This window comes from Gordonia hankookensis (assembly GCF_014673215.1).
Classification (GTDB): Bacteria; Actinomycetota; Actinomycetes; order Mycobacteriales; family Mycobacteriaceae; genus Gordonia; species Gordonia hankookensis.
The window spans coordinates 288726-313178 of record NZ_JACWMS010000005.1; the positions used below are offsets into that span (position 1 = coordinate 288726).

The 24453-nt window shown below is 67.9% G+C and carries 22 protein-coding genes; 8 read left to right on the forward strand and 14 right to left on the reverse strand.

What is annotated here, in order from left to right; genetic code table 11:
* The first annotated feature begins 17 nt into the window (after positions 1 to 17).
* The 3 genes from IDF66_RS21835 (at position 18) to IDF66_RS21845 (ending at position 5137) form a co-directional block, all read left to right on the forward strand.
* Positions 18 to 1127, forward strand: coding sequence for a catalase family protein (locus IDF66_RS21835; protein ID WP_164309705.1), 1110 nt, complete (start codon positions 18 to 20; stop codon positions 1125 to 1127).
* Between the two features lie 86 nt (positions 1128 to 1213).
* Positions 1214 to 3805, forward strand: coding sequence for a LuxR C-terminal-related transcriptional regulator (locus IDF66_RS21840; protein WP_190268598.1), 2592 nt, complete (start codon positions 1214 to 1216; stop codon positions 3803 to 3805).
* A 54-nt stretch (positions 3806 to 3859) separates the two neighbouring features.
* Positions 3860 to 5137, forward strand: coding sequence for an esterase/lipase family protein (locus IDF66_RS21845; protein WP_317628808.1), 1278 nt, complete (start codon positions 3860 to 3862; stop codon positions 5135 to 5137).
* Here the strand turns inward: IDF66_RS21845 and IDF66_RS21850 are convergent.
* From IDF66_RS21850 to IDF66_RS21860, 3 genes are read right to left on the reverse strand one after another with little or no spacing between them, the layout of a single operon-like run.
* Positions 5124 to 6746, reverse strand: coding sequence for a thiamine pyrophosphate-binding protein (locus tag IDF66_RS21850; protein ID WP_317628809.1), 1623 nt, complete (start codon positions 6744 to 6746; stop codon positions 5124 to 5126). The genes IDF66_RS21845 and IDF66_RS21850 overlap by 14 nt on opposite strands.
* A 21-nt stretch (positions 6747 to 6767) precedes the next feature.
* Positions 6768 to 7538 (reverse strand): cyclase family protein, encoded by a 771-nt coding sequence (locus IDF66_RS21855; protein WP_190268601.1) that lies wholly within the window; start codon positions 7536 to 7538, stop codon positions 6768 to 6770.
* A 26-nt stretch (positions 7539 to 7564) separates the two neighbouring features.
* Positions 7565 to 7912 carry a nitroreductase/quinone reductase family protein gene (locus IDF66_RS21860; RefSeq protein ID WP_190268602.1) on the reverse strand — a complete coding sequence of 116 codons (348 nt, stop codon included), beginning with the start codon at positions 7910 to 7912 and terminating at the stop codon, positions 7565 to 7567.
* Positions 7913 to 7993: 81 nt separating this feature from the next.
* Here IDF66_RS21860 and IDF66_RS21865 point away from each other — a divergent pair, with 81 nt between their 5' ends.
* From IDF66_RS21865 to IDF66_RS21880, 4 genes are read left to right on the forward strand one after another with little or no spacing between them, the layout of a single operon-like run.
* Complete coding sequence (locus IDF66_RS21865; protein WP_317628810.1) at positions 7994 to 9112, forward strand: NAD(P)/FAD-dependent oxidoreductase; 1119 nt, start codon at positions 7994 to 7996, stop codon at positions 9110 to 9112.
* A 45-nt stretch (positions 9113 to 9157) separates the two neighbouring features.
* A complete protein-coding gene (locus IDF66_RS21870; protein ID WP_190268603.1) occupies positions 9158 to 10189 on the forward strand; it encodes an LLM class F420-dependent oxidoreductase in 1032 nt (343 codons plus the stop codon).
* A gap of 12 nt (positions 10190 to 10201) precedes the next feature.
* On the forward strand, positions 10202 to 11104 hold the full coding sequence (locus IDF66_RS21875) for a DUF1295 domain-containing protein (RefSeq protein WP_190268604.1): 903 nt from the start codon (positions 10202 to 10204) through the stop codon (positions 11102 to 11104).
* Positions 11097 to 12218, forward strand: coding sequence for an FAD-dependent oxidoreductase (locus IDF66_RS21880; RefSeq protein WP_190268605.1), 1122 nt, complete (start codon positions 11097 to 11099; stop codon positions 12216 to 12218). Before IDF66_RS21875 ends, IDF66_RS21880 begins: the two co-directional genes overlap by 8 nt.
* Positions 12219 to 12256: 38 nt before the next feature.
* Here the strand turns inward: IDF66_RS21880 and IDF66_RS21885 are convergent, their stop codons facing one another.
* The 7 genes from IDF66_RS21885 to IDF66_RS21915 all read right to left on the reverse strand — a co-directional run bounded on the left by IDF66_RS21885 (position 12257) and on the right by IDF66_RS21915 (position 18972).
* Positions 12257 to 14059 (reverse strand): FAD-dependent oxidoreductase, encoded by a 1803-nt coding sequence (locus tag IDF66_RS21885; protein ID WP_190268606.1) that lies wholly within the window; start codon positions 14057 to 14059, stop codon positions 12257 to 12259.
* A gap of 70 nt (positions 14060 to 14129) precedes the next feature.
* The gene (locus IDF66_RS21890; protein WP_223309960.1) at positions 14130 to 14837 is read right to left on the reverse strand and encodes a VOC family protein; all 708 of its coding nucleotides are present in this window, start codon (positions 14835 to 14837) and stop codon (positions 14130 to 14132) included.
* Positions 14838 to 15085: 248 nt separating this feature from the next.
* Positions 15086 to 16087: an oxygenase MpaB family protein gene (locus tag IDF66_RS21895; RefSeq protein ID WP_164309695.1), complete on the reverse strand. Its 1002-nt coding sequence runs from the start codon at positions 16085 to 16087 to the stop codon at positions 15086 to 15088.
* Positions 16088 to 16202: 115 nt separating this feature from the next.
* On the reverse strand, positions 16203 to 16424 hold the full coding sequence (locus tag IDF66_RS21900; RefSeq protein ID WP_164309694.1) for a DUF3263 domain-containing protein: 222 nt from the start codon (positions 16422 to 16424) through the stop codon (positions 16203 to 16205).
* Positions 16425 to 16634: 210 nt separating this feature from the next.
* On the reverse strand, positions 16635 to 17465 hold the full coding sequence (locus IDF66_RS21905) for an adenylate/guanylate cyclase domain-containing protein (RefSeq protein ID WP_190268607.1): 831 nt from the start codon (positions 17463 to 17465) through the stop codon (positions 16635 to 16637).
* A gap of 80 nt (positions 17466 to 17545) precedes the next feature.
* A complete protein-coding gene (locus IDF66_RS21910) occupies positions 17546 to 18694 on the reverse strand; it encodes a DUF475 domain-containing protein (protein WP_190268608.1) in 1149 nt (382 codons plus the stop codon).
* Complete coding sequence (locus tag IDF66_RS21915) at positions 18691 to 18972, reverse strand: hypothetical protein (RefSeq protein ID WP_203589296.1); 282 nt, start codon at positions 18970 to 18972, stop codon at positions 18691 to 18693. Before IDF66_RS21915 ends, IDF66_RS21910 begins: the two co-directional genes overlap by 4 nt.
* A gap of 232 nt (positions 18973 to 19204) precedes the next feature.
* Here IDF66_RS21915 and IDF66_RS21920 point away from each other — a divergent pair, with 232 nt between their 5' ends.
* Positions 19205 to 19549 carry an RNA polymerase-binding protein RbpA gene (locus IDF66_RS21920; RefSeq protein ID WP_124707309.1) on the forward strand — a complete coding sequence of 115 codons (345 nt, stop codon included), beginning with the start codon at positions 19205 to 19207 and terminating at the stop codon, positions 19547 to 19549.
* A gap of 109 nt (positions 19550 to 19658) precedes the next feature.
* On the opposite strand, the gene IDF66_RS21925 is transcribed toward IDF66_RS21920, so the two are convergent.
* The 4 genes from IDF66_RS21925 to IDF66_RS21940 all read right to left on the reverse strand — a co-directional run bounded on the left by IDF66_RS21925 (position 19659) and on the right by IDF66_RS21940 (position 24365).
* The gene (locus IDF66_RS21925) at positions 19659 to 20423 is read right to left on the reverse strand and encodes a polyprenol monophosphomannose synthase (RefSeq protein WP_190268686.1); all 765 of its coding nucleotides are present in this window, start codon (positions 20421 to 20423) and stop codon (positions 19659 to 19661) included.
* Between the two features lie 64 nt (positions 20424 to 20487).
* A complete protein-coding gene (gene lnt, locus IDF66_RS21930) occupies positions 20488 to 22119 on the reverse strand; it encodes an apolipoprotein N-acyltransferase (RefSeq protein ID WP_223310011.1) in 1632 nt (543 codons plus the stop codon).
* 68 nt (positions 22120 to 22187) lie between these two features.
* Positions 22188 to 23828 carry an amidohydrolase gene (locus IDF66_RS21935; RefSeq protein ID WP_190268611.1) on the reverse strand — a complete coding sequence of 547 codons (1641 nt, stop codon included), beginning with the start codon at positions 23826 to 23828 and terminating at the stop codon, positions 22188 to 22190.
* A gap of 36 nt (positions 23829 to 23864) precedes the next feature.
* Positions 23865 to 24365, reverse strand: a complete 501-nt coding sequence (locus tag IDF66_RS21940) for an FxsA family protein (RefSeq protein ID WP_190268612.1) — start codon at positions 24363 to 24365, stop codon at positions 23865 to 23867.
* Between the last annotated feature and the right edge of the window lie 88 nt (positions 24366 to 24453).

Consider the following 24453-nt stretch of genomic DNA (forward strand, 5'->3'; position numbering starts at 1 on the left):
GAGAGGACCCCAGCACGATGACCAGCACGACGACGTACGTGCCCTACGACCCCGACCTGGAGCGCCCGAAACCCGACGAGGACACCTACATCGACAAGATCGTGGACAGCCTGCGCGGCAACAACGAACGCGCATATCGCAAGACCAAACGCGGTTTGCGTGATGCCCATGCCAAGAGCCACGGCATCCTGCGCGGCACACTCGAGGTCCACGACGATCTCGACGATGAACTGGCACAGGGCCTCTTCGCTCATGGCGGTCGACGTTTCGACATCATCACGAGGTTGTCCAGCACATCGGGTGCCATTCGCAGTGATCAGATGCGAGGTGTGCGCGGTCTCGGCATCAAGGTCCTCGGGGTGGAGGGTGAACGCGCACTGCCCGAGGACACCGCGACGACTCAGGACTTCATCATGGTGACGCACCGGGACTTCCTGTTCGCCGACGCCGAGGCGTACTACAAACGGGGCATGCCCACCGCCTGGGCACTGGCCCGTCTCTCGGATCCCGCACTGAAGATCGGGAGCGAGCTCCTGGCAGGCGTCGACAAGTGCCTCCTGCGCCCCATCGGCCGTCCGCTGCCGGAAAGTCTTGCGGTCTTCGTCCGACCGAACACCCACATCCTGGGCGACACGTTCTATTCGTCTGCTCCCTTGCGCTACGGCGAGTACGTGGCCCGGATGGCGTTCGTGCCGTCGTCGCCGGAGGTACGTGCGCTGGCGGGGGTGCGCGTGGCCGACGGCACCGGAGTCAACGCGTTCCAGGACATGGTGGTCGACTTCTTCTCCTGCCACAGCGCCGAATACGAGCTGCGGGTCCAACTCTGTGCGAGCAGTGACCGCCGGTGGATCGAGGACGCGACCTTCGACTGGCCGGAGGAGGTGTCCCCACACCGGACGGTCGCGACCGTCCGATTCGATCAGCAAGACCCCTACACGCCCGAGCGGCGGGCTTACGGGGATGACGTGTTGTCGTTCAACTCGTGGCGCGGGCTCGACGCGCACCGGCCGCTGGGGTCGATCAACCGGCTGAAGCGGAAGGTGTACGACGCATCGAGCCAATTTCGCCACCAGGTCAACAACGCGCCGATGAGCGAACCCGGTTGCCCCGGCGATCTGCCCGAATGAGCACCCTCACAGGTATGCCAGACGAGGACGAGGGACTGCGCCGAACAGTCACACCTGACCGGTCGTCCGATCTATACTCGGCCCCCATGGGAGGCCGCTGGCAGCTGCTCGGTCGACCGGCCGAAGATCATGCCATCCGAACCGCGTTGACGAGTTCTGATGGTCGCGGCGTGGTGCTCGTGGGCGCCGCGGGCGTGGGTAAGACGACGTTGGCGCGGACCGCCGCAGGCGCACTCGGTGTACCCGTCCAGTGGGCGGCCTGCACGGAATCGTCGCACGCGATTCCGCTCGGTGCGTTCGCGCCCTGGGTACAGCCGATTGCATCGCGCGACCCGATCGCAGCACTCGTGTCGGCGCGGGAAGCTCTCCTGGCCGAGCCCGACACCATCGTCGGGGTCGACGATGCGCATCTGCTCGACCAGCTCTCGGCCACACTGCTCCATCAGATCGCCATCGAGCGGTCGGCCCGCATCGTCGCGACGGTGCGGACCGGCGAACCGGTTCCCGATGCGGTGACGTCGTTGTGGAAGGACGGCTACCTGACGCGCATCGAACTGCAGCCGCTCGGCAAGGACGAATGCACCACCCTGGTCGAACGCGTGCTCGGCGGAACCCTCGAAGGCCTGAGTGCGGACGTGATCTGGGAGTCGTCCGGCGGCAACCCGTTGTTCCTGCGGAACATGGTCGAAGGCGCCGTGGACGCGGGTACCTTGTCGGAGACCAACGGGGTCTGGCAGCTCCGTGGCCCCACCGCGGTGCCGTCGGGCCTCGTCGCGCTGCTCGACGATCGTCTCGATCGCGCGGGCGCGCAGGTGATGGAGGCGCTCACGTTGCTGGCGCTGTGCGAACCCCTCGACATCGACACGCTCATCGAGTTGGTCGGCGCCGATGCCCTGGACGCGGCGGAGGTGCAGAATCTGATCCGCGTCACGCGGGACGGCCCGACCACCAATGCCCGGTTCGTCCACCCGCTCTACGGCGACGTCATCCGTCGGCGGATCGGCACCATGGCCGGCCGGAAGCTGCGCTCCCGCATCGCCTCTCGACTACGTGATCGGGAACTCGAATCTGCCGCCGACCGTATTCGGCTGGCCCGGCTGTGCGTCGACAGTGACCAGGAGATAGACGCGGGCCTGCTCATCTCGGCCGCCAAGGATGCGCTCTTTCTTGCCAACCTCCCGCTGGGCGAACGTCTGGCCCGGGCGGCATTCGACCGTGACGGCGGACTCGCCGCAGGCGAGCTGCTGTCGCGGGCACTGCTCTGGCAGGGTCGTCCGATGGAGGCCGACGACATCCTGGCCCGCTTCGACCCCGATGATCTGGACGAGCTGCAACTCGTGCAGTGGGGCGTGCCCCGCATGAGTCTGTTGTTCTGGTCGATCGGCGACGTCGAGCAGAGCCATCGGCTCCTCGATCTGATGCGAGACAAGGTCGACTATCCCGCGATCATGTTGGTCGTGGACGCTGCAGGGGCCGCGATGGCTGTGCACGAGAACCGGATCGCCGAGGGTATCGACGAGGCCGAACGGGTGCTGGCCCAGCCGGACGTGCCGAAGCAGGCCATCGACTTCGCGGCGTTCGCCGCCGGGCTGGCCATGCCGGTCGCCGGTCGCGGTCACGACTACGAACCGATCGCGGAACGGTGTCGAGCCGAGCAGAAGGCCACCGACGGGATGATCCGCGTCATGGTGCGGTACTGCGACGCGCTCGCGCTGACGATGGTCGGCGACCTCGCCACGGCCGAACGGCGGGTGGCCGGGTACACCGAGTTCTCGTCGTCGGGACAGTTCCTCGGATGGGCGATCGCCAAGATCATGTCCGGTCTGGTCGCGACCTACCGCGGGTGCTTCCGCGAGGCGATCTCGGCGATCGAGCAGGCACTCGCCGCTCTCAACGCGGAGACGTCACTGCCCTGGCGGCTTCCCGCGCGACTGCTGCTGGCCCGGGCCTATGCTGCCCTCAACGACGTGACAGAGGCTGAGCGTGTGCTTCGCGACGCCGAGGAGCACGTGGGATCGCATGTGGCGCTGCACGAACCGCAACGCATCATCGCCCGCGCCTGGGTTGCTGCCGCCGGAGGGAGTGACCGCTCGGCGGTCGAGCTCGCGCGTTCGGCGGCCGATGTCGCCCACGACAGTGGGCAGTTCGCTCTCGAAGCAGAGGCCCTGCATCACGCCGCGAGATTCGGCGACCGCACCGTCGCCGACCGCCTTGCCGCTGTCGCGCCCGGCCTGCAAGGAGGGGTGGCGCGTCTGTACGCACGGCACGCCGCGGCGGTCGCCCAGGCGGACGCGGCGGCACTCGACGATGTGAGTCGGGCCTTCGAGCATGCCGGACTGCTCTTGTCGGCAGCCGATGCCGCAGCCCAGGCGGTCGCTGCGCACGAACACGCCGGACGACGTGGGAAGCGCGCGGAGTCGAGCGCGCGTGCCCTGCGCCTCTCCAAGATCTGCGACGGCGCGACCAGCCCCGCGATCCGTCTGGCCGCCCGACCCTTGCCGGTCACGGCGCGGGAACGGGAGATCACGGCATTGGTGGCCCAGGGACTGACCAACCGCGAGATCGCCGAACGCCTCACCGTGTCCGTGCGGACCGTCGAGGGACACATCTATCGGGCGTCCATCAAGCTCGACGTCGCCGATCGGGAAGCACTGGCCAAGATCGTCTGGGACCAATAACCGCGAGCACTCGCGACCGACGGCGACTTCGGTGCACAGATGTACACTCGGTTCGTGACCGCTTCCGTCGACCGTCGCCAGGAGGAGCTCGACGCCCTCGCCGTGCTCGCGGGGACCGAACTCCGCCGCGCGACCACCGGCGTCGCCAAGGTCCATGCGTCCATCGCCGACGGCGTGTTCGGCGGGTTACGCATGGCGTTCGGGCGTCGAGCCGACCCGGTCCGCACGGTCCACAACACGCTCGCGCTGGCGGCCTACACCACCGTCGGGGGATCCGCCGATCTCGTCGGGAGACTCACCGGCATCGTCGCTGCGGTTCCGGTGGCCCGCCGGGCCCCTTCCGAGACCTCCCGCGGAGCAGTCACGCTCGGTATCCTCAACGGACTCATCGGCGACGAATTGTCCCGGGACGCTTCCCCATTGGCCGCCACGATGACGATACGTGTCGACGGCCGGGAGGTGCTCCCCACCGCGGAAGCCCTGCGAGCGGCGTTTCCCGGTGCCGGCAGCCACCTCACGGTGTTCCTCCATGGCCTGATGGAATCCGAGTACGCCTGGGAGATCGGCGGCCGCTCCAGCTACGGTCGACGACTGAGCGACGACATCGGCAGCACCGAGATCCGGATCCGTTACAACTCCGGCCTCCACGTGAGCGACAACGGTCGTGAACTCGCCGATGTCCTGTCGGCTCTCGTCCTGCTCTGGCCGGTGCCGGTGACCGGCCTGTCGCTGATCGGCCATTCCATGGGTGGGCTCGTCATCCGGAGTGCCTGCGAGCGAGCCGCCCGCGAAGACCTGTATTGGGCCGGATTGCTGAGACATGCGGTGTATCTGGGTACGCCCCATCTCGGCGCACCGATGGCGAAAGGCGTGCATGCGGCCACCGCCGCGCTCGGCGGGTTTCCCGCGACGAATCCGTTCGGCAACCTGCTCCGTCGACGCAGTGCGGGAGTCCGGGATCTCTTTCACGGAACGCTCACCGAAGAGGGGTGGCACGACATCGAGCGCGATGTGCTCCGACAGCCGCTCCCCGACGACGCGCCGCTGCCGCCGAACGTCCGCCATCTGTTCGCGACCGCGTCGGTGACCCGACGCGCCGATCACCCGCTCGGGCGACTGCTGGGCGATGGTCTGGTACTCGCCGGGAGCGGGCGCGGACAGGGTCGTGACCGCACAATCGGTCTGCGGCCGTCGGACGGCTTCCATCTCGGGAGCGCGCACCATTTCACGCTGTTGAACCACGACGGTGTCTATGCATGGCTTCGCTCCGAACTGCGCCCACGGCGTGCACTCGAGCGCCGATCCGATGCCATCGGCTTCAGTGTCCTGTGAAGGCTTCGGCCAGCCACCAGGCCCCGCCGTCGGAAGCGATCTTCGCATCGACGACCAGCACCCCCGAGGGGGAATCGAGCCACGTCACAACGTCTTCCATGTCCGCGCGGCTTCTGACCGTGACCGCGGCCGCGCCGAAACCACGCGCCAGCGCGGCGATGTCGGTGTCCGGGAAGGTCACCGATCCGAGGTCGGCGTCGGGGCCGAAATGATGCACCTCGGCGCCGTATGCGGAGTCGTCGTACACCGCGATCAGCATCGGCCGACCGAGCCGGACCGCCGTTTCCAACTCGGCGACACCCATCAGGAATCCGCCGTCGCCTGCCGCCACCACCGCGAGCCGGTCCGGTTGTGCGAGCATGGCGCCGATCCCGCTGGACAGACCGAGCCCGATGGACTGGAACGCCTGGGTGAACACGAAACCGTTCTCGTCGGGAACCCTCAGGTAGGCACTGGGATAACCCATGAAATTGCCGGAGTCGACCGCGACGACGCGCTCGGACGGCAGTGCGCGATCGAGTAGGACGCTGAACACGCGCGGATCGATGCGGTCGGCCGTCGAGATGTCCGTGGTCGTCACCTCGTTCCAGCGTCGCCCGGCCGCCAGGCGCCGCGCCACCTCCGCGGTCCGGTATCCGGTGCGCTCCTGCTCGATCGCATCGATCAGATCGGCCGCGGTCGCGTCGCAGTCCCCGTGGATTCCCATGGTGATCGGGCGATGAGCGCCGAGCGCGCTCTGATCGTCGTCGACCTGCACGACGGCAGTCTGCGCGCCGATCAGTGTGCCGTGCCGCATCGTCCACATGTTCAGGGCACAACCCCACCCCACGATCAGGTCGGCGGAACGGATCAGCTCGGCGGTGAGTGGCGTGGAGAAGCCACCGGAGATGCCGAGATCGAAGTCGTCGCCACGGAACAACCCGTTCGCGACCGCCGAGGTCGCGACGAGCGCGCCGGCACGCGCGGCGAGCTCGGCGATCCGGGCCCCGGCGGCACGACCCCCGCGTCCGGCCACGAACACCGGACGCTCCGCCGCTTCGATCGCCATCTGGAGTGCCGCGACGGAATCCGCAGATGGCCGAACCGGATCGGAGGTGAGCAGGGTGGCCACGGCATCCGGCGCGGCGAGTTCGGCGGCCTGGATGTCGAGCGGCAGACTCAGGACGACGGTACGCCTGCCCTGCACCGCGGTGCGATATGCCCGTGTCACGTCGGCCACGGCGGAAGTGGGCCCGTGGACACGATCGGCCACGGCACCGACACTGCGGGCCAGAGCGTCCTGATCGACGTTGAAGTTCGAGAGCACGGCCCCGGCCGCGGAGTCCGCGGCCAGCACCAGCATCGGGGTGCGGCTCTTGGCCGCCTCGGCGATGCCGGTCATCGCGTTCGTCAGTCCGCAGCCCTGGTGCACCGACACCAGCGCCGGGGCATCGGCAACGCGACCGTACCCGTCGGCCATCGACGCGGCGCCCCCTTCGTGACGCGTCGCCACGAACGGCACACCGCGTGCCCGAAGGGCATTGGTGAGGACGAAGTTGCCGCTACCGACCACCCCGAAGCAGGTCCCGACGCCCAGTTCGACGAGAGTCTGGGCGACGACGTCCGCCACGCACACCATGGTGTCGGCCGATCAGGCCGGGACGAGGGCGAGAACTCGTGCCGGCGAGCCGGTTCCGCCCACGATCGGCAACGGTGAGACGACCAGCATCGCGCCGGAGCGAGGGACGGCTCCGAGGTTCTGTAGCTGCGTCAGCCCATATTTGTCGGCACCGAGCAGGTGGTGATGGGCCGGGAAGATCGGATCCATCGCCGCTGCCTGTCCGGCGTCGATACCGACCGTCTCCACGCCGTATCCGGTGATCGGCGACGACGCCAGCCACTGCGCGGCGGCCACCGAGACCCCCGGGCTGTGCGGTCCGTCGTCGTCGGCGTTGAGGAACCGTTCGGCGTCGGTGTTGAATCGGCTCCACCCGGTCCGGAACAGCAGCCAGGCGCCGTCGGGCAGCGGTCCGTTCTCGGCGACATGGGCATCGAGATGCGCTGGCTCCAAAAGGAAGTCCGGATCTTCGGCAACCGCGTCGGTGAAGTCGAGGAGCACGGCCGGACCCACCAGACGACCCGGTGGGATCTGGTCGACGGAGCTACCGTCGCGGCCGGTCGCCCAGTGGCTGGGGGCGTCGACATGGGTACCCGTGTGCTCGCCGGTGTGAATGTTGTGCCAGCCCCAGAACGGTCCGTTGTCATCGAAGTCGCTCACGGTCTCCAGCGACATCGAGATCGTGTTGGCGAACGGCGGGGGCAGCTGCAGAACCGGTGTGGTCGGGCTGAGCGGCGCTGTGAGGTCGACGACCGAGACCGAGCCGTCGGCGAGCGAACTGAGAAGTGTGTCGATGACTGTCATCGGGGGCCCTTCGGGAGTCGTGCGGCTCAGCTGTCGGTGTCCACGGCGATCCGGACCAGCACCTGGCCCTTGTCGTCGCGGCGACTGATCGCGTGTCCGGTGCGTGTCGTCCCGTCGGTCACCATGGTGACGGGGCCTCCCTCACCGGTGAAGTTCCGCCACCAACTCTTCTTGTCCGGCATCGCCACGCCGACGACGATGTCGCCGCCGTCGCGGCGGTAGCCGACGGGGAGCTCGAAGCTCTTGCCCGAGGTACGCCCGGTGTATCGGAGGACCATCATCGACCGGCCGAGAACCGAACCGAGACCCGGGAGCCGCAGCACCGGGGTCACGAACTTGTTGACGATCGATGCAGTCTGCTGAAACCGGTTCACAGGGATCCCCTCGAGCGACGATGGCAGGTGTCGCCCAATCTAGTCTTCTCAGGGTCGGTGGGGCTCATTACCCTCGACATCGTGGTGGAGACAGTCGATGCCGTCGTCGTCGGCGCCGGTGTGGTCGGCCTTGCCGTGGCCCGTGACCTGGCGCGCACCGGTCACGAGGTACTCGTCCTCGAGGCCGAGAGTGCCGTTGGCACGCAGACGAGTTCGCGCAATTCCGAAGTCATCCACGCCGGCATCTACTATCCGACGGGCAGCCGCAAGGCGATCGCCTGTGTCCGCGGACGCGAGCTCCTCTACCGATACTGCGCCGACCGCGGGGTGCCGCATCGTCGCCTGGGCAAGATCATCGTCGCGACTGCGCACGACCAGATCGGTCGGCTGGACGAGATCGCGGCACATGCGGCGGCGAACGGCGTCACCGATCTGCGCAAGCTCGATGCGTCGGCGCTCCGCGACCTCGAGCCGGACCTCTCCGGTGTCGCAGCGCTGTTGTCGCCCTCGACCGGCATCGTCGACAGCCACGGCCTGATGCGGGCGCTGCGGGCCGACGCCGAGGGGGCAGGCGCCGGTGTCGCGCTCGGCAGCCGCGTGGTCGCAGGGTCGGTTCGGGGAGGCTCGCCGATGACGCTCGAGGTCGCCGATGCCGGGTCTCTCCGGTGCCGGGCGCTCGTCAACTGTGGGGGCCTCGGCGCATGGGATCTCGCCGCATCGCTCGACGGGTTCCCGGCGGAGCGGATCCCGGCACGCCGGCTGGCGAAGGGAAGCTATTACGCGCTCGCCTCGGGCTCGGCGCCGTTCCGGCGGCTCGTCTATCCGGTACCCGCAGATGGCGGACTCGGGGTCCACCTGACACTCGATCTCGCAGGTGCGGCCCGTTTCGGCCCGGACGTCGAGTGGACCGACCACGTGGACTATCGGGTCGATCCCGACCGCGCCGATCGGTTCTACGCCGAGATCCGTCGGTATTGGCCAGAGCTCCCCGACCATGCGCTGGCGCCTGCCTACGCGGGCGTCCGACCGAAGCTGAGCGGTCCCGGTGAGCCCGGCGCCGACTTCCTCCTCCAAGGCCCGACCGAGCACGGCGTTCCGGGGTTGGTCAACATGTTCGGCATCGAATCGCCAGGTCTCACGTCGTGCCTCGCATTGGCGAGCGATGTGTGCGAGATGCTGCGAGACGACACTCTAAGCTGAGGGCAATCGGCCCGTCCGGCCGGCGATGATCAACACGGGAGCGATATGAAACTCGGTCTACAGCTGGGATATTGGGGCGCGCAACCGGCGAAGAACCACGCCGAACTGGTGGCAGCCGCCGAATCGGCAGGCTTCGACAGCGTGTTCACGGCCGAGGCTTGGGGGTCGGACGCCTACACACCGCTGGCCTGGTGGGGCTCGGCGACCGAACGAGTACGCCTCGGCACATCGGTGCTCCAACTGTCCGCGCGGACGCCCACGGCCTGCGCGATGGCGGCGCTGACCCTTGATCATCTCTCCGGTGGACGACACATCGTCGGCCTCGGTGTCTCCGGCCCGCAGGTCGTCGAAGGATGGTACGGGCAGCGATTCGCCAAGCCGCTGGCGCGGACGCGCGAGTACGTGGACATCATGCGCCAGGTCTGGGCCCGCGAGGCGCCCGTGACCAGCGCAGGACCACACTATCCGCTACCGCTGGCCGGCGACGACACCACCGGGCTCGGCAAGCCACTGAAGGCGATCACGCATCCGTTGCGCGCGGACATCCCGGTGATGCTCGGAGCCGAGGGACCGAAGAACATCGCGTTGGCCGCCGAGATCGCCGACGGTTGGCTGCCTCTCTTCTACACGCCGCGCCTGGCCGACACCTACAACGAATGGCTCGACGAGGGCTTCGCGCGCACCGGGGCACGACGGAGCCGCGAGGATTTCGAGATCTGCGCGACCGCCCAGATCGTGATCACCGACGACCGATCCGCCAGCTACGAGGCGATCAAGCCGTTCCTGGCGCTCTACATGGGCGGCATGGGGAGTGAGGACACGAATTTCCACGCCGAGGTGTACCGCCGGATGGGATACGCCGAGGTGGTCGACGAGGTCACCGCCCTGTTCCGCGGCGGACGCAAGGACGAGGCGGCCCGCATCATCCCCGACGAGGTGGTGGAGGACTCCGCGATCGTCGGCGACATCGCACACGTCCGCGAACAGATCGCGCGCTGGGAGGCCGCCGGTGTGACGACCATGCTGGTCTCGCCGGGCAGCGTCGCGGACGTCGAACAACTCGCGACCCTGATCTGACCCGCGAGCACCATGTCGACCCTCGAAGCGAGCCGACGAACGCACGGCCTCGTGCGCATCACGGTCGCCTATGTGATCGCTGTCGCGGTGGCGGCGCTGTGGCTGATGTGGGGACCCGCCACGTCAGCGCTGTGGCTGGACACGCTGATCGCCGACCTCCTTGCCACTGCGGTGATCTTCGGATTCAGTCGCCACTACCGGAACTCGAGTTTCTACGACGCGTACTGGAGCGTCATACCACCGTTGATGCTGGTCTTCTGGTGGTGGCGCGGCGATCTCGGCGTCGATGATCCCCGATCGTGGATGCTGGCGATCGTGGTGATGGTGTGGGCGGTCCGGCTGACGGCCAACTGGGTGACCACGTTTCCGGGTCTCCACCACGAGGACTGGCGCTACGCGATGATCCGCGACAACGCTGGACGATGGTCGTGGCCTGCTGATCTGTTCGCGATCCACGTCATCCCCACCCTGCAGGTATTTGTCGGGATGCTCCCGGTGTACGTGGCGCTGACCCGTCCGTCGGCCGGACCGTCCTGGCTGGTCCTGGTGGCATTCGTGATCGGGCTCGGTGCGGTCCTGCTCGAATCCGTGGCCGATCGGCAACTGCGGGTGTTCGCCGAGAGCCGCCGCCCCGGTGAGGTCATGGACCGAGGCGTGTGGGGCTGGTCCCGACACCCGAACTACTTCGGAGAGTTCTCGTTCTGGTTGGCCTTGGCACTGTTCGGTGTCGCCGCGGCACCTGCCGACGCATGGTGGCTGTTCGCCGGGGCGGTGATCATGCTGGCGCTCTTCGAGGGTGCGAGTATCCCGATGATGGAGAAGCGCAGCCTCGAGCGTCGTCCCGGATACCAGGAGGTCATCGACCGGGTGCCGCGCTTTGTGCCCCGGCCGCCGCGGGCGGCGGCGCATGGCTGACGGAACCCGAGCCCGGCGGATCGTGGTCGCCGGGCTCGGCGACACCGGCATCCTCACCGCGATCCACCTGGCCCGCCACCATGACGTCGTCGGGGTCTCCGTCAAACCCGGACTCGTGAGCGGACAGGAGGTCGGCAGCCGGATCACCCGGCCGGACGCGTGGCGGCGGGACTATTGGATTCCCTTCACCAGGTTCCGGGGACTCGACGGCGTGCGCGTCGTCCACGGCACCCTCACCGGTCTCGACCCGGCCGAACGCACCGTCACGGTATGTGGTGGCGACGGTGACGTCGTCGTCGAAAGCTATGACGCCCTTGTCATCTCGACCGGGGTGCGGAACGGGTTCTGGCGGCAACCGACGCTTCAGTCGATCGATGAGGTCGACGCAGACCTCGAGTCCACGCACGAGCGGCTGTCGGCTGTGTCGTCGGTGGCGGTGATCGGTGGCGGGGCCGCGGCGGTCAGTGCGGCGGCCAACGTCGCGGGCGTCTGGCCCGGCAAAACCGTTGATCTGTACTTTCCCGGCGATCGCGCACTCCCCCAGCATCATCCACGGGTCTGGCATCACGTGCGCCGGCGACTCGACCGACTCGGGGTGGGCGTGCACCCCGGGCACCGCGCGGTGATCCCGGATGACGGGGTCGTCGATCGGATCACCGCCGAGCCGGTGACCTGGTCCACCGGTCAGCAGCCGACGCGCGCCGACGCGGTCATCTGGGCGATCGGTGCGGTCCGGCCCAACACCGAATGGCTGCCCGACGACCTCCTCGACGATCGCGGCTTCGTCCAGGTCACCACGGATCTCCGAGTGCACGGTAAAGACGACATCTTCGCGGTCGGGGACGTCGCCGCCACCGATCCGCTGCGCAACTCGGCACGCAACCGGGCCGATCGGCTTGTGGCGCACAACGTCATGGCCTCATTCGCCGGGAGGCCGCTGCGCAGCTACCGGCCCCGCAGTCGGCGCTGGGGATCGGTCGTTGGCGTCCAGCCCGATGGACTCGAGGTCTTCGCGCCCAATGGCAGGCCGTTCCGGTTCCCGGCATGGTCGATCGATTCGGTGCTCCAGCCATGGATCGTGCGCCGCGGGATCTATCGCGGGATTCGCGACTGATCGGGCGCGTGCCAGAGCGGCGGGAAACGTAGTCGTCGTCAGGAGGGCTGGACCTGTCGCAACGATTCCAGCCACGTGTGCACGAGGGGGACCACACTGGCTCCCTCGCCGCTGGCCGCGGCAACGCGCTTCATCGAGCCCGCCCTGATGTCACCGGCGGCGAACAGCCCGGGTTCGCTGGTGGCGAGGTTGGCAGGCGGGACATCGCCGATCCAGCGATCGTGCGACACGTCCCGACCGGTCAGGACGAAGCCGTCGTGGTCACGTTCCACGTCGTCCGGCAGCCAGTCGCAATGTGGCAATGCTCCGAGGAGCAGGAACAGGCCGGCGGCCGCGCATCGCTCCTGAGACCCGGTGATCCTGTCGCGCAATGTAATCCATTCCAGACGACCGGCACCCCCGCCGTCGACGACCTCGCTCGAGCCGCGCACCGTGATCCGGGGGTTGAAGGCGATCTCCCCGATCAGGTACTGCGACATCGTCGAGGTGAGGTCGGGGCGTCGGACCACGATCGTGACCGAACGCGCGTATCGGGCGAGGTGGATCGCCGCCTGGCCTGCCGAGTTTCCGCCGCCGACGACGAACACATCGTGTCCGTCCATTTCTCGGGCCGCGCTCATCGCCGCGCCGTAGTGGACGCCGAGACCGACGAGGTCCTCGAGGTCGGCGACGCCGAGGCGACGGTAGGCGACGCCGGTGCTGATCAGGACGGACCGGGCACAGACCTCGCCCCCCTCGGTCAGCAGGCGGAATGGCGCGGCGGAGTCCTCGACGAGGAGACTCTCCACCGGCCAGCCCGTGAAGAACCGCGCACCGAAGCGAACGGCCTGGGTGCGCGCCCGCTGGGCGAGACGCATACCCGAGATACCCCTGGGGAAACCGAGATAGTTGCGGATCATCGAGCTCGTGCCCGCCTGTCCCCCGATGGCCTCCGACTCGATGACGACGGTGCTCAGCCCCTCCGACGCCGCATACACGGCGGCAGCGAGGCCGGCCGGTCCCGCCCCGACCACCGCCAGGTCCATGATGGTCTCGAGCTCGATGTCGGAGGGCCGGCCGTAGAGCAGTTCCGCGACGTCACGCACCGAGTCCGGCGAGATGACCGCGTCGGCCGTGCCCCGGAGTGAGTGCACCAGCGGCGTGGGTACCGCGGTGTGTGACTCATCGGGCGCGGCGGTGCTGTCGTCGGGGAAGAGATTGCTCTCGGCGGGAAACAGGTTGCTCTCGGCGGGGATCCGGGTGCCGTCGGCGGACCAGAGCGCGATGGCGGCTCGTCCCGCGGAGCTGTCGGGAGAATATGTCCGGTACGGCATGCCCATTCGCTCGAGGAAGTCCCCGATCGACATGGTCAGTGGCGTGAGCGCGGGGCTGATGATGCGGAGCACCTCGACCTCCGGCGCTGCGACGGTTGCGCCCCAGTCCGACAGGAGTTCGGTGATCGCGTAATGGAACTCCTCGTCCCGTGGTCCGCGTGGGATCAGGAGGAACGTATCGAACTTGCCCTTCTGCAGGGCAGGCCGCAGCGTCTCACTGTCCTGGAGGAAACGACTCCAGTGGATCCCGACGACCCGCCGGGCGGTCGGCACGATACTGCGGAATGTCGAGAGCGCCTCGAGGAGATTCATGTCGGTGAGTTCGGATTCGGCGAGGATCAGGGCCACCTGATGCCCTTCACTCCGGAGCCTGCCGAGCAGAGCGATCGCCTCGATCGCCGAACTCGCGCAGGTGATGTCGTAGTCACGCCGATAGCGCTCGAACTCGGACATGAGGGTGTCGGCATGATCGGCGGACACCACGACGACGGCGGGACGTGTACCCGCTTCGGCGGGCGGAGTGGTCATGGGTCCAGTCTTCCATCTGATCTCGCACACGTCCGGACGGTCGGTCCACGCTGATCGACGGGATCTGCGACTACTCGGCGTGACGTGGGTCCGTCTCGATCACCACGGTCCGGGTGGCGAGGGCGCGATCACGGACGGTGAACAGCCGCGTACCCGGCTTTCGTCCGGTCCTGACCTCGCTCGTCGGCACTCCGCGATCGGCCAGCCGACGGTGCGTCACCGCGGCATCTCGCGATCGCCACGCGACACCCCACAACGCGCAGGGCTGCGGATCACCCGTCGCCTGCGTGGAGCCGGTCACCACCTCCACCACGAGATCGGCTGCCCGGAAGAACAGTTGGCGTGCGCCGTCGCCGATCTCCCGATCGAGCCGGAAATCGAGGTCAAGGCAGGCCCCAAAGATCGCCAGCGCGTGATCGCGGGATTGCGCGGTGAAGACGAGATGATCGATGGCCTCGATGTCTCCGTCACCGGCCTCGACGAAGCCGGTGTCGTCGATGATCGCGACCGGCTCGTCGTGGGGCAGCCCACGCCGGTCGAGGAGTCGCTCGGCCACGACACGGTCGGCGACGCCGAACAACACTCGGTGGGTGTCGTTCGCGTTCGTCTCATGCCATCGGATCGACCCGTTGCCCACGGACGACGGCGTCGATTCCGAGCCGCCCAGCAATCGCGCATACGCCTCAGCGGTGGCCGCCGTGTCGGCGGTGGCCAGGTCGATCACCGCGCCGGCCGGTCCGAGTCGGGTCATCGTGGCGACCGGCTCGTGATATGCCATGAGCCGCAAACACATTCATAGCAACGCAACGTCACGTCGGGAGGGACACGGTGGCGGATCCGCGCAATGCTGTCGCGCGCAGACATCTCCGCGGAGAACGAGTCCTTCTCCGGGGTCGGGCACACGGTGGCACGGCGCCCCTCGACAGCGATTCTTCGACGGCGCCGAGGAGGTGACGCGGCGGTGCGCGCCTCGATGTCCCGATAGAACGCGTCGAGGTCATCGTCGGAAAACGGCACCAACCCAGTTTAGAGCTTCGTGGGCGGGTCCTGGCCGTCGCCGCCGAGGTCCGCGCGGGCCGCGACCCGGTAGGCGGCACCGGCGCCCTCACGGCGCTTCATCGCCTGCAGGGCGATGTGGTGGCGGCGCGCGTGATAGGCCAGCGGGAAGTAGGTGAGCCGCTCGGGCAGGACTCGGTACGACAGCCGGATGGCCGAGTGGATCCGCTCCAGTTCACGCTGCTCGTCGGCGCTCCACGACAAGCCGAGGATCTCGCGTACGCGTGGTTCCATGACACCGACGGTGGTCAGGTAGTTCAGCTTCTGGACCGGGACGGCGGCGACCCGCGCGATCGCGTTGACCGGCCGGAGCACGGCGGGCGGGACCACACCGTCGAGCCTCGGCGCCGCCTTCATCTGGGCGATCAGGTCGAGCGCCACCGGATGTGCGATCAAGGTGTTCTCGACCATGTCGTCGTAGTACGGCCAGAACTCCTCGATCGATTCGGGATAGCCGCGCATCGGTACCTGCACGATCTTCGCGATCCGCCGGTTGTCGCGGAAGACCTCGTCGCGTTCGGCCGCAGTGAACTCCCGCCCGAGGATCAGCGGCGCGGCGCTGCACGAGGTGGGAAAGGCGGTGGCGATGACCCACTGGTAGGCCTCGGGGTTCAGGGCGCTGATGTGATCACCCTGGGCGTTCCGCATCTGGAGGGGCTGGTGCATCCGCCGCAGTCGCTTACCCTCGTTGATCGCCTCGGTGCCGCCGTAGACCCATCGCAGCACGGAATCGATCGAGCGAACGGCGCGCCCGAGCGGATCTGTCCGGAACACCGAGTACTTCCCGACGATGTCGCCGATGGTCGGGTGCATCACCTGCATCACGAAGGCGGCGCCGTTGACCGGCAAGAAGGTGAACCGCCCGGTGAGCTCGGCGGTGAGCGAGTCCGGTGGGACGAGCTCGATCTCGTCGTCGGCGTGCGAGATCACCGCGCCTGCGGACTCGGTCGGCGAGGGCTGTGTGACCGTCATGTCGGACCTCCACGAATTCTGACGACAAGCATTCTGAGGACTGCTGTTGTCAGATTAGCGTCCGAGAGGCCCGGAGTCGAGCACTTCGGTCAGGCACCCGTGCCGACGACCGGGTTCAGCGCGCCATCCACAGTCGGCGACGGATCACGCTGCGCATCCTGCCCAACTCCGAATGCGTCAGCGAAGGAGGCGGATCCGACGCGACGATCCGGTCTACCTCCCTGAAGAAGTCGCGATCGGTGAGGCCGAACCGCTCGGTGATCACGCGCGACGAGCCACCGCCGAGTTGGTACCAATCCGTTTCGAATGCCAGCATCTGCTGCTGCTTGTTGTCCATTGCCATCACGCCCCGCGATTTGTCTTCCGGACACTGCGACCCGCGGCGACCCGCGCCGCCGACTTGACGCGCTCGCCCGTACAGGCACCAACCCATTGTGCGCCGAGTCACCGACCAGTGTCACCAGATGAGCCGACGTCCATGTGACCTGTGAGCGAATGGTCCACGATCGGCAGATGACCAACGCGAAGCCCGCTACGACGCGTGGCGTCAGGCACCGGAGTCATAGCGTGGCACCACGGCGAAGACCTCCAGATCGCGAGGTACGCCTTTCGCCTTGAACCGACGCCTGCGCCGGTGATACTTCTCGGCGTCCGCGGATGCGAGGGTGGCATCGCTGACCAACAGCTCGCCGGGACCGGCGGCATCGGCGACCCGCGCCGCGATGTTGACGTCCACGCCGAGGAAGTCGTCGCCGACGGCGCGCGGTGTCCCGGTGTGCAGCCCTGCGCGCAGCTGTGGACGATAACCGTCGATGGTCAATGCGCTCACCGCACAGATGGCCTCGTACCCTGCCTCGATGGCCTCGGTCCCGTCGAGGAAGACCGCCATCGAACCGTCGCCCAGTTGTTTGACGACACTGCCGGCACGAGCGGTGACGACGGATTCGGTCACGTCGTTCACCTGGGCGAGCAGTCGCAGGACCTGGTCGTCCCCGGCACCGAGCGCCCAGGTGGAGAATCCGACCAGATCGGTGAACAAGATGGTGGCGGGCACCGGATTGTCGTCGTGGACAGTGCGACGCGAGACGAGCGACTGCCACACCTGAACGGCGCCCAGTCCCAGTTCACGCACCACGCTGGGGCGGTCCGGACGGGATTCACCGATCAGACGCGCCACGCGATCCGACGTGCGGCCACCGGATGGTGCGGACCGGGAATCCGGGAGAAGGCTGCGCGCAGCTCGAGCGGCACGTACCGCGCCGGCGTTCGCATCGGATCTCGCGAGAGCGTCGGCCGCCCGCCGGCTGGGGCGCGCGGCGGCAGGTCGATCGTCCCGCTGCTCCCCCGATGCCGCCGCGTCTCCGTCCGTACCGGTCACGACGTGAAGTCTAGCCCGGTACCCAGGCGCCACCGCGGATCGGACGCTGCGCGGTGGCGCGTGACGCGAGCGTGGGTCGCTCAGTGCGCGACCCCGACCTGCGTCCGGCGTTCGTTGCGGCGTCGATCACGGCGATTGGCTCCGACGCTGCTGGCCAGCGACGCACCGATGAAGGCGACGCCGACCAGGCCGGTGATGACCTCGTTGATGTGGATGTGCACGCTGAGCAGCAGGATCGCCGCGAGAGCGCCGATCGCCCAATGGGCCCCGTGCTCGAGGTAGCGGTACTGACCGAGCGTGCCCTGACGGACCAGATAGATCGTGATGGACCGGACGAACATGGCGCCGATGAAACCGAGTCCGAGGGCGATGATGATCGGGTCGGGCGTGATCGCGAAGGCGCCGATCACCCCGTCGAAGGAGAACGACGCATCGAGCACCTCGAGGTAGAGGAACAGGAAGAAACCGGCTTTGCCGACGGCCACGGTCACCGGGCTCGGTCGTCGTGCCGAGCCGGCCTCGGCCATGGTGGCCTCCGCGGACGGCAGATGATCGTCGCTGCCGGGTTGTTCACTCTCGAACAGCGAACTCAGGCCGTCGACGAGAATGTAGGTGATCATGCCCAGCAGCCCGGAGATGAGAACGGTGGCCCGACCGTCGTCGGGCACCAGGTACTCCCCGACGACGACGAGCGTGACGGCCGCGAGAACGATCGACAGCTGATCGAGCCGCCCCAGCCGACCCAGCGGCTTCTCGATCCACGACAACCAGGTGATCTCGCGGTTGCTGAGGACGAAGTTCAGGAACAGCAGGAGGAGGAACATGCCTCCGAAGGCCGCGATCTGCGGATGCGCATCCAGCAGGATCGTCTCGTAACTCGGGGTGCCGTCGGGGAAGTACTCCGCGTCACCCGCAGGCGGATTCATGGCCAGCCGAAAGGCCTCGACGGGATTGAGCCCGCCGGTGATCCACACGATCGCCAGCGGGAACAGCAGCCGCATCCCGAAGACCGCGATGATCACCCCGACGGTCAAGAACATCCGCTGCCAGAACCGGCTCATGCGCTCGAGCACGGTCGCGTTGATGACCGCGTTGTCGAAGGACAGCGACACCTCGAGGATGCCGAGGATCGCGCAGAGGGCCAGACCGGTCCATCCCTGATACAGATACGCGACCAGCAGCGCCGCCAGGGTGACCAGCGCGGACAGCCCGAAGATCCGGACGATCACCGCAGTCGCTCGGCTTCACGTGCCAGTGACAGCAGATCGTCGCCGAGCGAGTTGAGGGTGGCCACGTCCGCGCGTTCGGAGACCGCGGTGACCAGGTCTTCGGCAGCGCACCGGAGAGCGAACATCCGATCGCCGAATGCGTCGGCCTCGGAGGCCGTCAAGATCACCGCATCTGCGGGAATAGAAGTGCCCTGCGTGAGCGCTCTCTGTTCATAGGCGCGTTGGCGGCAGGACTGCTTGCAGTATTTGCGTCGTCTGCCCTGGTGCGAGTCGATCATGCTGCGCCCACACCATGCGCACGAGTACGGGCGTCGGCGAGGGTCGTCCACGGTTATGACCGTACCCGGGGGCCCCACACGTCGCCGTCCGTGGCTCGCCCGGCGAGCACTGACGGACGCGTAGAATGATTTGTGTTCAGTGCCGAGGTGCCGCACGCACTCCCGGTGCCCGATAGCGATGGGCCCGCTTGTCAGCGCCGGCGCCCGACGAAATGTTTGAGAGGAATTGTCCATGGCAGATCGAGTACTTCGAGGTAGCCGCCTCGGTGCGGTGAGCTACGAGACCGATCGCGATCACGACCTCGCACCACGACGTATCGTCCAGTACCGCACCGACAACGGCGAGATCTTCGACGTCCCATTCGCCGACGACGCCGAGGTGCCGTCGAAGTGGCCGTGCAAGAACGGCATGGAGGGCACTCTGCTCGAGGGCGCCGAGCCCGAGGAGAAGAAGACCAAGCCGCCGCGCACCCACTGGGACATGCTGCTCGAACGGCGCTCCGAGGAGGAGCTCGAGGTGCTGCTCAACGAGCGCCTCGACCTGCTCAAGCAGCGCCGCAAGGGCGTCACGAACTGATCGCAGTCGACAACGGCCGGATGAGACCTCGTCTCGTCCGGCCGTTTCGCGTCTGAGGTGAGTCGGTGACGCACGCCGCCAGTCTTACTGCCGTCAGTTCTTGCCGTCGTCAGTTCTTACGGAGTCCGAACCGTTCGATCCGACTCTCCAGTCCCCACCGCGCGACCATCAAGAACGCCTCGGTCATCACTCCACCGCTCATCTTGGACTCGCCGACCTCGCGTTCGGTGAAGGTGATCGGGACCTCACTGACGTCGAAGCCGGCCCGGACCGCACGCCACGCCAGGTCGATCTGGAAGCAGTATCCGGCGGATTCGACCGATCCCAGATCGATCTTCTCCAGGACGGTTCTCCGATAGGCACGGAACCCGGCGGTGATGTCGTGCACCTTCGCGCCGAGCGCTAGACGCGCATAGGTGTTGGCACCGCGGGACAGGAATTCCCGACGTTTCGGCCAGTTGATGAGTTCGCCACCACGGACGTAGCGCGATCCGATGGCCAGATCGGCGCCTGCGTTGATCGCCTCGAGCAATCTACAGAGCTGTTCGGGCGCGTGACTGCCATCTGCGTCCATCTCGACGATCACCGCGTAATCGCGGGCGAGACCCCACGCGAAGCCGGCCAGATAGGCCTTGCCCAGACCGTCCTTCTCCGTACGGTGCAGGACATGGACGCGTAGGGCCGTGTCCTGCGCCGCGATGCCCTCCGCGACGTCGCCGGTGCCGTCCGGACTGGAGTCGTCGACGACGAGGACATGGGCACCCGGCAGAGCCGCATGCAGGCGGGTGACGATGCCAGGCAGGTTCTCGCGCTCGTTGAACGTCGGGATGACGACCAGTACGCGTTCGCCCTGCGCCCCGACAACGGCCTGCATGTCGTCGTGGGGGGCCCCGCTCGCCCGCTGATTGTTCCCCGGTTGCTCATTCCCGGGTGTCTGACTACCCAATGCCACCGAGCTCCTTCGTTTGATCTTCGGGCCCCGCGTGGTCCTTCGTCACTGCCTGGCCGACGGGCTGTGCCAGGTCCGCGGAAGCGGGGTCTGTGACTCGGCGATGTGGGCTGCGTTGCCTGAATGAGAACCTAGTATGCCGTCCCACCGCGAACAAAAGCCCCACCGCCGCGATGATCATCGCCACGGTCTGCGGCCAGCTCCCCAACCGGGTCGCAGGCGTGATGTCGCTGCGCAAGGGCAATCGGCTCGACAGCACTGCGGGGCTGAAGATGCCGCTCTGAGCGGTGATCATCCCGTCGGGATCGATGATCGCGCTGACACCGCTGGTGGCGGCGACCACAACGGCACGTCCGTGTTCGACTGCTCGCACCTGCGACATGGCGAGCTGCTGATAGGTCATCTCGGTGCGGCCGAACGTCGCATTGTTGGTCGGCACATAGAGGATCTGGGCGCCGTCGTCGACCGCCGCGCGCGCCGATCTGTCGAAGGCGACCTCCCAGCACGTCGAGACGCCGACCTGTACGGGTCCCGACCGCCCCGGCACGGTCAGCGTCGACGATCCGGAGCCCGGCCGGAAGTTGCCTGCCATGTCCGCATATGAGGAGAACTTCCGGAAGAAGCCGCGCCACGGCAGATACTCGCCGAAGGGCTGGATGATGTGCTTGTCGTAGCGATCGACGGGGCCACGCTCCTGATCCCAGACCAGAACGGTGTTGGTCGGCCGGCCGTCGGGGTTCATCACGAGGGTGCCCACCAGGATCGGCGCGCCGACCGAAACCGACGCAGCGGTGATCTCCTGCGCGGCGTCCGGGTTGGTGAGCGGCGAGATGTCCGAGGCATTCTCCGGCCACGCCACGAAGTCGGGTTGCTCGGCGTTGCCGCTACGAACGGCATCGGCTAGTCGTTCGGTCTGCCGGACGTGGTTGTCGAGAACCGCGCGTCGCTGTGCGTTGAACTCCAGTCCGAGCCGCGGCACATTGCCCTGGACGGCCGACACCTGCGCCGACGACGACGCGACGTTGCGATCGACGGTGCCGGGGGTCAGTGCGATGGCACAGATCGGGCCGATCAGGGCGAGGACGACGGCCAGTGCAGCTCCGCGGACCACCGCTCGACCATGGTGCTCGCCGTCGCGGACGGCCGTGACGACGATCTGACACAACCACGCGATCGACGCGCCCAGGAGTGCCACCGCGGCCGAGAGTCCCGGCGCCCCCAAGACCGATGCCATGGGCAGCAACGGTCCGTCGACCTGACTGAATGCTGCTCTCCCCCAAGGGAATCCGCCGAACGGGAAGGCCGATCGCAAACCCTCGACCGCCACCCAGGACAGGGTGAACCAGACGGGCGGGACCGGCAGCCGCATGGTGAGCACGGCGATCACCCCGAAGAGCGCGAGAAACACCGACAGCACCGCGGCAAGCGCCAACCACGGCAGCGGGCCGACGTAGACGCCGATCCACGGGAGCAGCGGCACGAAGAACGCCAGTCCGAAGACGAAGCCGAGCCAGGCCCCGGTGCGGACCCGTGGGCGACCGGCGCCCAGGAGGACCGCCATCAGGCCGAGGCCGACGACCGCGAGGAACCAGAGGTTGCGGGGCGGAAAGGCCGCCCACATGGCGATGCCCGCGACCACGGCGACGATCGTCTGGGCCGACAGCACGGTCCACGCGGACCGGGGTGATCTCACGCGGGGCCGCCGTCGAGCGCCCCGCCGTCGAACACGACGGTGTCGCGGTGGACGGTGCGGACGCATCTCGGAAGTCGCGCCCCGGGGGCGATGTCCGGAAGGGCCGGCACCCGCGAGCGGGGGTCGGTCGACCAGCGCTGCACCCCGGCGTGGGATCCGGCGACCACGAGATCGTCGATATCCCAGACCGCGTAGCTCGCAGGAGCCCCGGGGACGAGCGTCCCGGTGAGCCCATCGTTGACGCCTGCGGCCCGCCAGCCACCTCGGGTCGACGCGGCGAACGCGCCGCGGGCGGAGATCGCGTTGCGGGGTTGGTGGTGGTGCACCGCCGCCCGGATGGACGACCACGGATCGATCGGTGTCACCGGCGCGTCGGACGAGAAGGCCAGGATCACCCCTTCGCGGGCGTGTCCGGCGAAGTTGTTCAGCCCGGCGGTGCGCGGAACTCCGAGACGTTGCTCATAGAGCTCGCCCGGCCCGCCCCATTCCGCGTCGAACAGCGGCTGCATGCTCGCGACGACACCGCAACGTGCCAAGACCACGGCCTGCTCGGTCGACACCATCTCGGCATGTTCGAGTCGGTGGGCGCACCGGGCCAGTGCCGGTGTGCCGAGTTCGGCGGCGAGTTCCTGGAACGCTGCGACCACCGAAGCCGTTGCCGCGTCGCCGATCACATGGAACCCGGCCTGGATGCCGATCACGGTGCACGCCCGGATGTGGTCGCGGATGGTCTCGTAGTCGAGATAGCTGATGCCGGTGTGGCCGGGGTGGTCGGCGTACGGCTCGGTCAGCCAGGCGGTGTGCGAGCCGATCGCCCCGTCGATGAAGAGATCGCCCGCCAGGGCGTCGGCATGGCTGATCGCCAGGAGTTCGCGGGCATGCTCGGCGCTCTGGACGGCCTGACCCCAGTAGCGACGCACCTCGACCGGATGGTCGAGGTCGGCGAGTGCGAGGAAGTCGTCGAGACCGCTGATGTCGGGCCCGCCGTTCTCGTGGACGGCGACGACACCATGTGCGGCCGCGGTGTCGAGGGCGCGGCGCTGGGCGCGGGTGCGCTGTGCCGCGGTGACCAGTTGACGGGCCGCCCCGCGCACCAGGTGATGGGCCTCGGCGACCAGTGGTTCGTCGGGGTGGTAGCCGACGGCGGCCTCGAGGTCGGGCACCAGGCGACGTAACGCGGTCGATGCGACGGCCGAATGTTCGTCGATACGGGCCAGGTAGACCGGAAGATTGCCGACCACCGCGTCGATCTCCGCGGTCGTCGGGAACCGGCGATCGTCGGGGTCGGCACCCTGCCAGCCGGAATCGTCCCAGCCGAGGCCCCAGATCAGCTCACCCTCATCGGTGACGGACGCGAATGCGGCCACCCGACGCAGACAATCCGTCCGGTCGGTTGCCTCGTTGAGGGTGAGGCCTGCGAGTGCCAGGCCCGTGGAGGTGAGATGGACATGCGAGTCGACGAATCCGGGTCCGACGAAGCGGCCCTGCAGGTCGGTGACCCGGGCATCAGGGTGCAGAGCCTTGCCGACGTCGTCACTGCCCACCCAGACGACGGTGCCGTCGGTCACGGCCATGGCGGTGGCATCCGGGGCGGCCGGTGAATAGACGACGCCGCCGAGTAGCAGTTCCGTGGTCACGGTGGTCCAGTGTGCCCTGACGAGCGGGCGCCCGGACTATCGCCCCCGGGGCAGCCCGCGATCTGCAGGCCCTGGTGTCGGATCGACGACGGTGCCGTCCACATCGACCACCGTGCCGTCGACGACGGTGCCGCGGCCGACGTACATCCCGCTGGCATAGATGCCCGCGCGGTCCATGGTCGCGGCGAACCGGCGGGCGCCGGCGGCGGCGACCACCGGGCGCATCATCCGACGCACCGGCGGCGCCAGCAGCACCAGACCGATGATCGTGGACACGATCCCGGGGATGACGAGCAGAAGACTCGACGCGGCGAGAAGTGCGGTATCGGTGAGCGGACCTCGCGGGTCGACCTCGTTGCGCGATGCACGTCGGAGCTCGCCGAAGACCTTGCGACCCTGTTGCTGGAGCAGCGCGAAGCCGGCCACGACCGCGGCCAGGGTGATCAACACCGCCCATCCGAATCCGAGGAAGTGTGCCATCGCGACGAACGCACCGATCTCGACCGCAAAGTAGGCGATCACGTAGATCATCCGCATGGGGATCTCCGCCTTTCCGAGACCTCGTCCACCGCCGAGATGGTCGGTGTCGCCCTGTCTCTGCCCAGTCCAACGATCGAGCGTGCCG

Bases quoted from the DNA above. Each gene is read 5' to 3' on its own strand.
- IDF66_RS21925 (WP_190268686.1), bottom strand. From the start codon at position 20,423: ATGCAGGCCGTTGTCGGGGCGCAGGGCGAACGCGTACTGGTCGTCATC.
- IDF66_RS21880 (WP_190268605.1), top strand. From the start codon at position 11,097: ATGGCTGACGGAACCCGAGCCCGGCGGATCGTGGTCGCCGGGCTCGGC.
- IDF66_RS21855 (WP_190268601.1), bottom strand. From the start codon at position 7,538: ATGACAGTCATCGACACACTTCTCAGTTCGCTCGCCGACGGCTCGGTC.
- IDF66_RS21890 (WP_223309960.1), bottom strand. From the start codon at position 14,837: ATGGCATATCACGAGCCGGTCGCCACGATGACCCGACTCGGACCGGCC.
- IDF66_RS21900 (WP_164309694.1), bottom strand. From the start codon at position 16,424: ATGGACAACAAGCAGCAGCAGATGCTGGCATTCGAAACGGATTGGTAC.
- IDF66_RS21875 (WP_190268604.1), top strand. From the start codon at position 10,202: ATGTCGACCCTCGAAGCGAGCCGACGAACGCACGGCCTCGTGCGCATC.
- IDF66_RS21835 (WP_164309705.1), top strand. From the start codon at position 18: ATGACCAGCACGACGACGTACGTGCCCTACGACCCCGACCTGGAGCGC.
- IDF66_RS21920 (WP_124707309.1), top strand. From the start codon at position 19,205: ATGGCAGATCGAGTACTTCGAGGTAGCCGCCTCGGTGCGGTGAGCTAC.
- IDF66_RS21940 (WP_190268612.1), bottom strand. From the start codon at position 24,365: ATGCGGATGATCTACGTGATCGCCTACTTTGCGGTCGAGATCGGTGCG.
- IDF66_RS21870 (WP_190268603.1), top strand. From the start codon at position 9,158: ATGAAACTCGGTCTACAGCTGGGATATTGGGGCGCGCAACCGGCGAAG.
- IDF66_RS21885 (WP_190268606.1), bottom strand. From the start codon at position 14,059: ATGACCACTCCGCCCGCCGAAGCGGGTACACGTCCCGCCGTCGTCGTG.
- IDF66_RS21915 (WP_203589296.1), bottom strand. From the start codon at position 18,972: ATGATCGACTCGCACCAGGGCAGACGACGCAAATACTGCAAGCAGTCC.
- lnt (WP_223310011.1), bottom strand. From the start codon at position 22,119: ATGTGGGCGGCCTTTCCGCCCCGCAACCTCTGGTTCCTCGCGGTCGTC.
- IDF66_RS21840 (WP_190268598.1), top strand. From the start codon at position 1,214: ATGGGAGGCCGCTGGCAGCTGCTCGGTCGACCGGCCGAAGATCATGCC.
- IDF66_RS21895 (WP_164309695.1), bottom strand. From the start codon at position 16,087: ATGACGGTCACACAGCCCTCGCCGACCGAGTCCGCAGGCGCGGTGATC.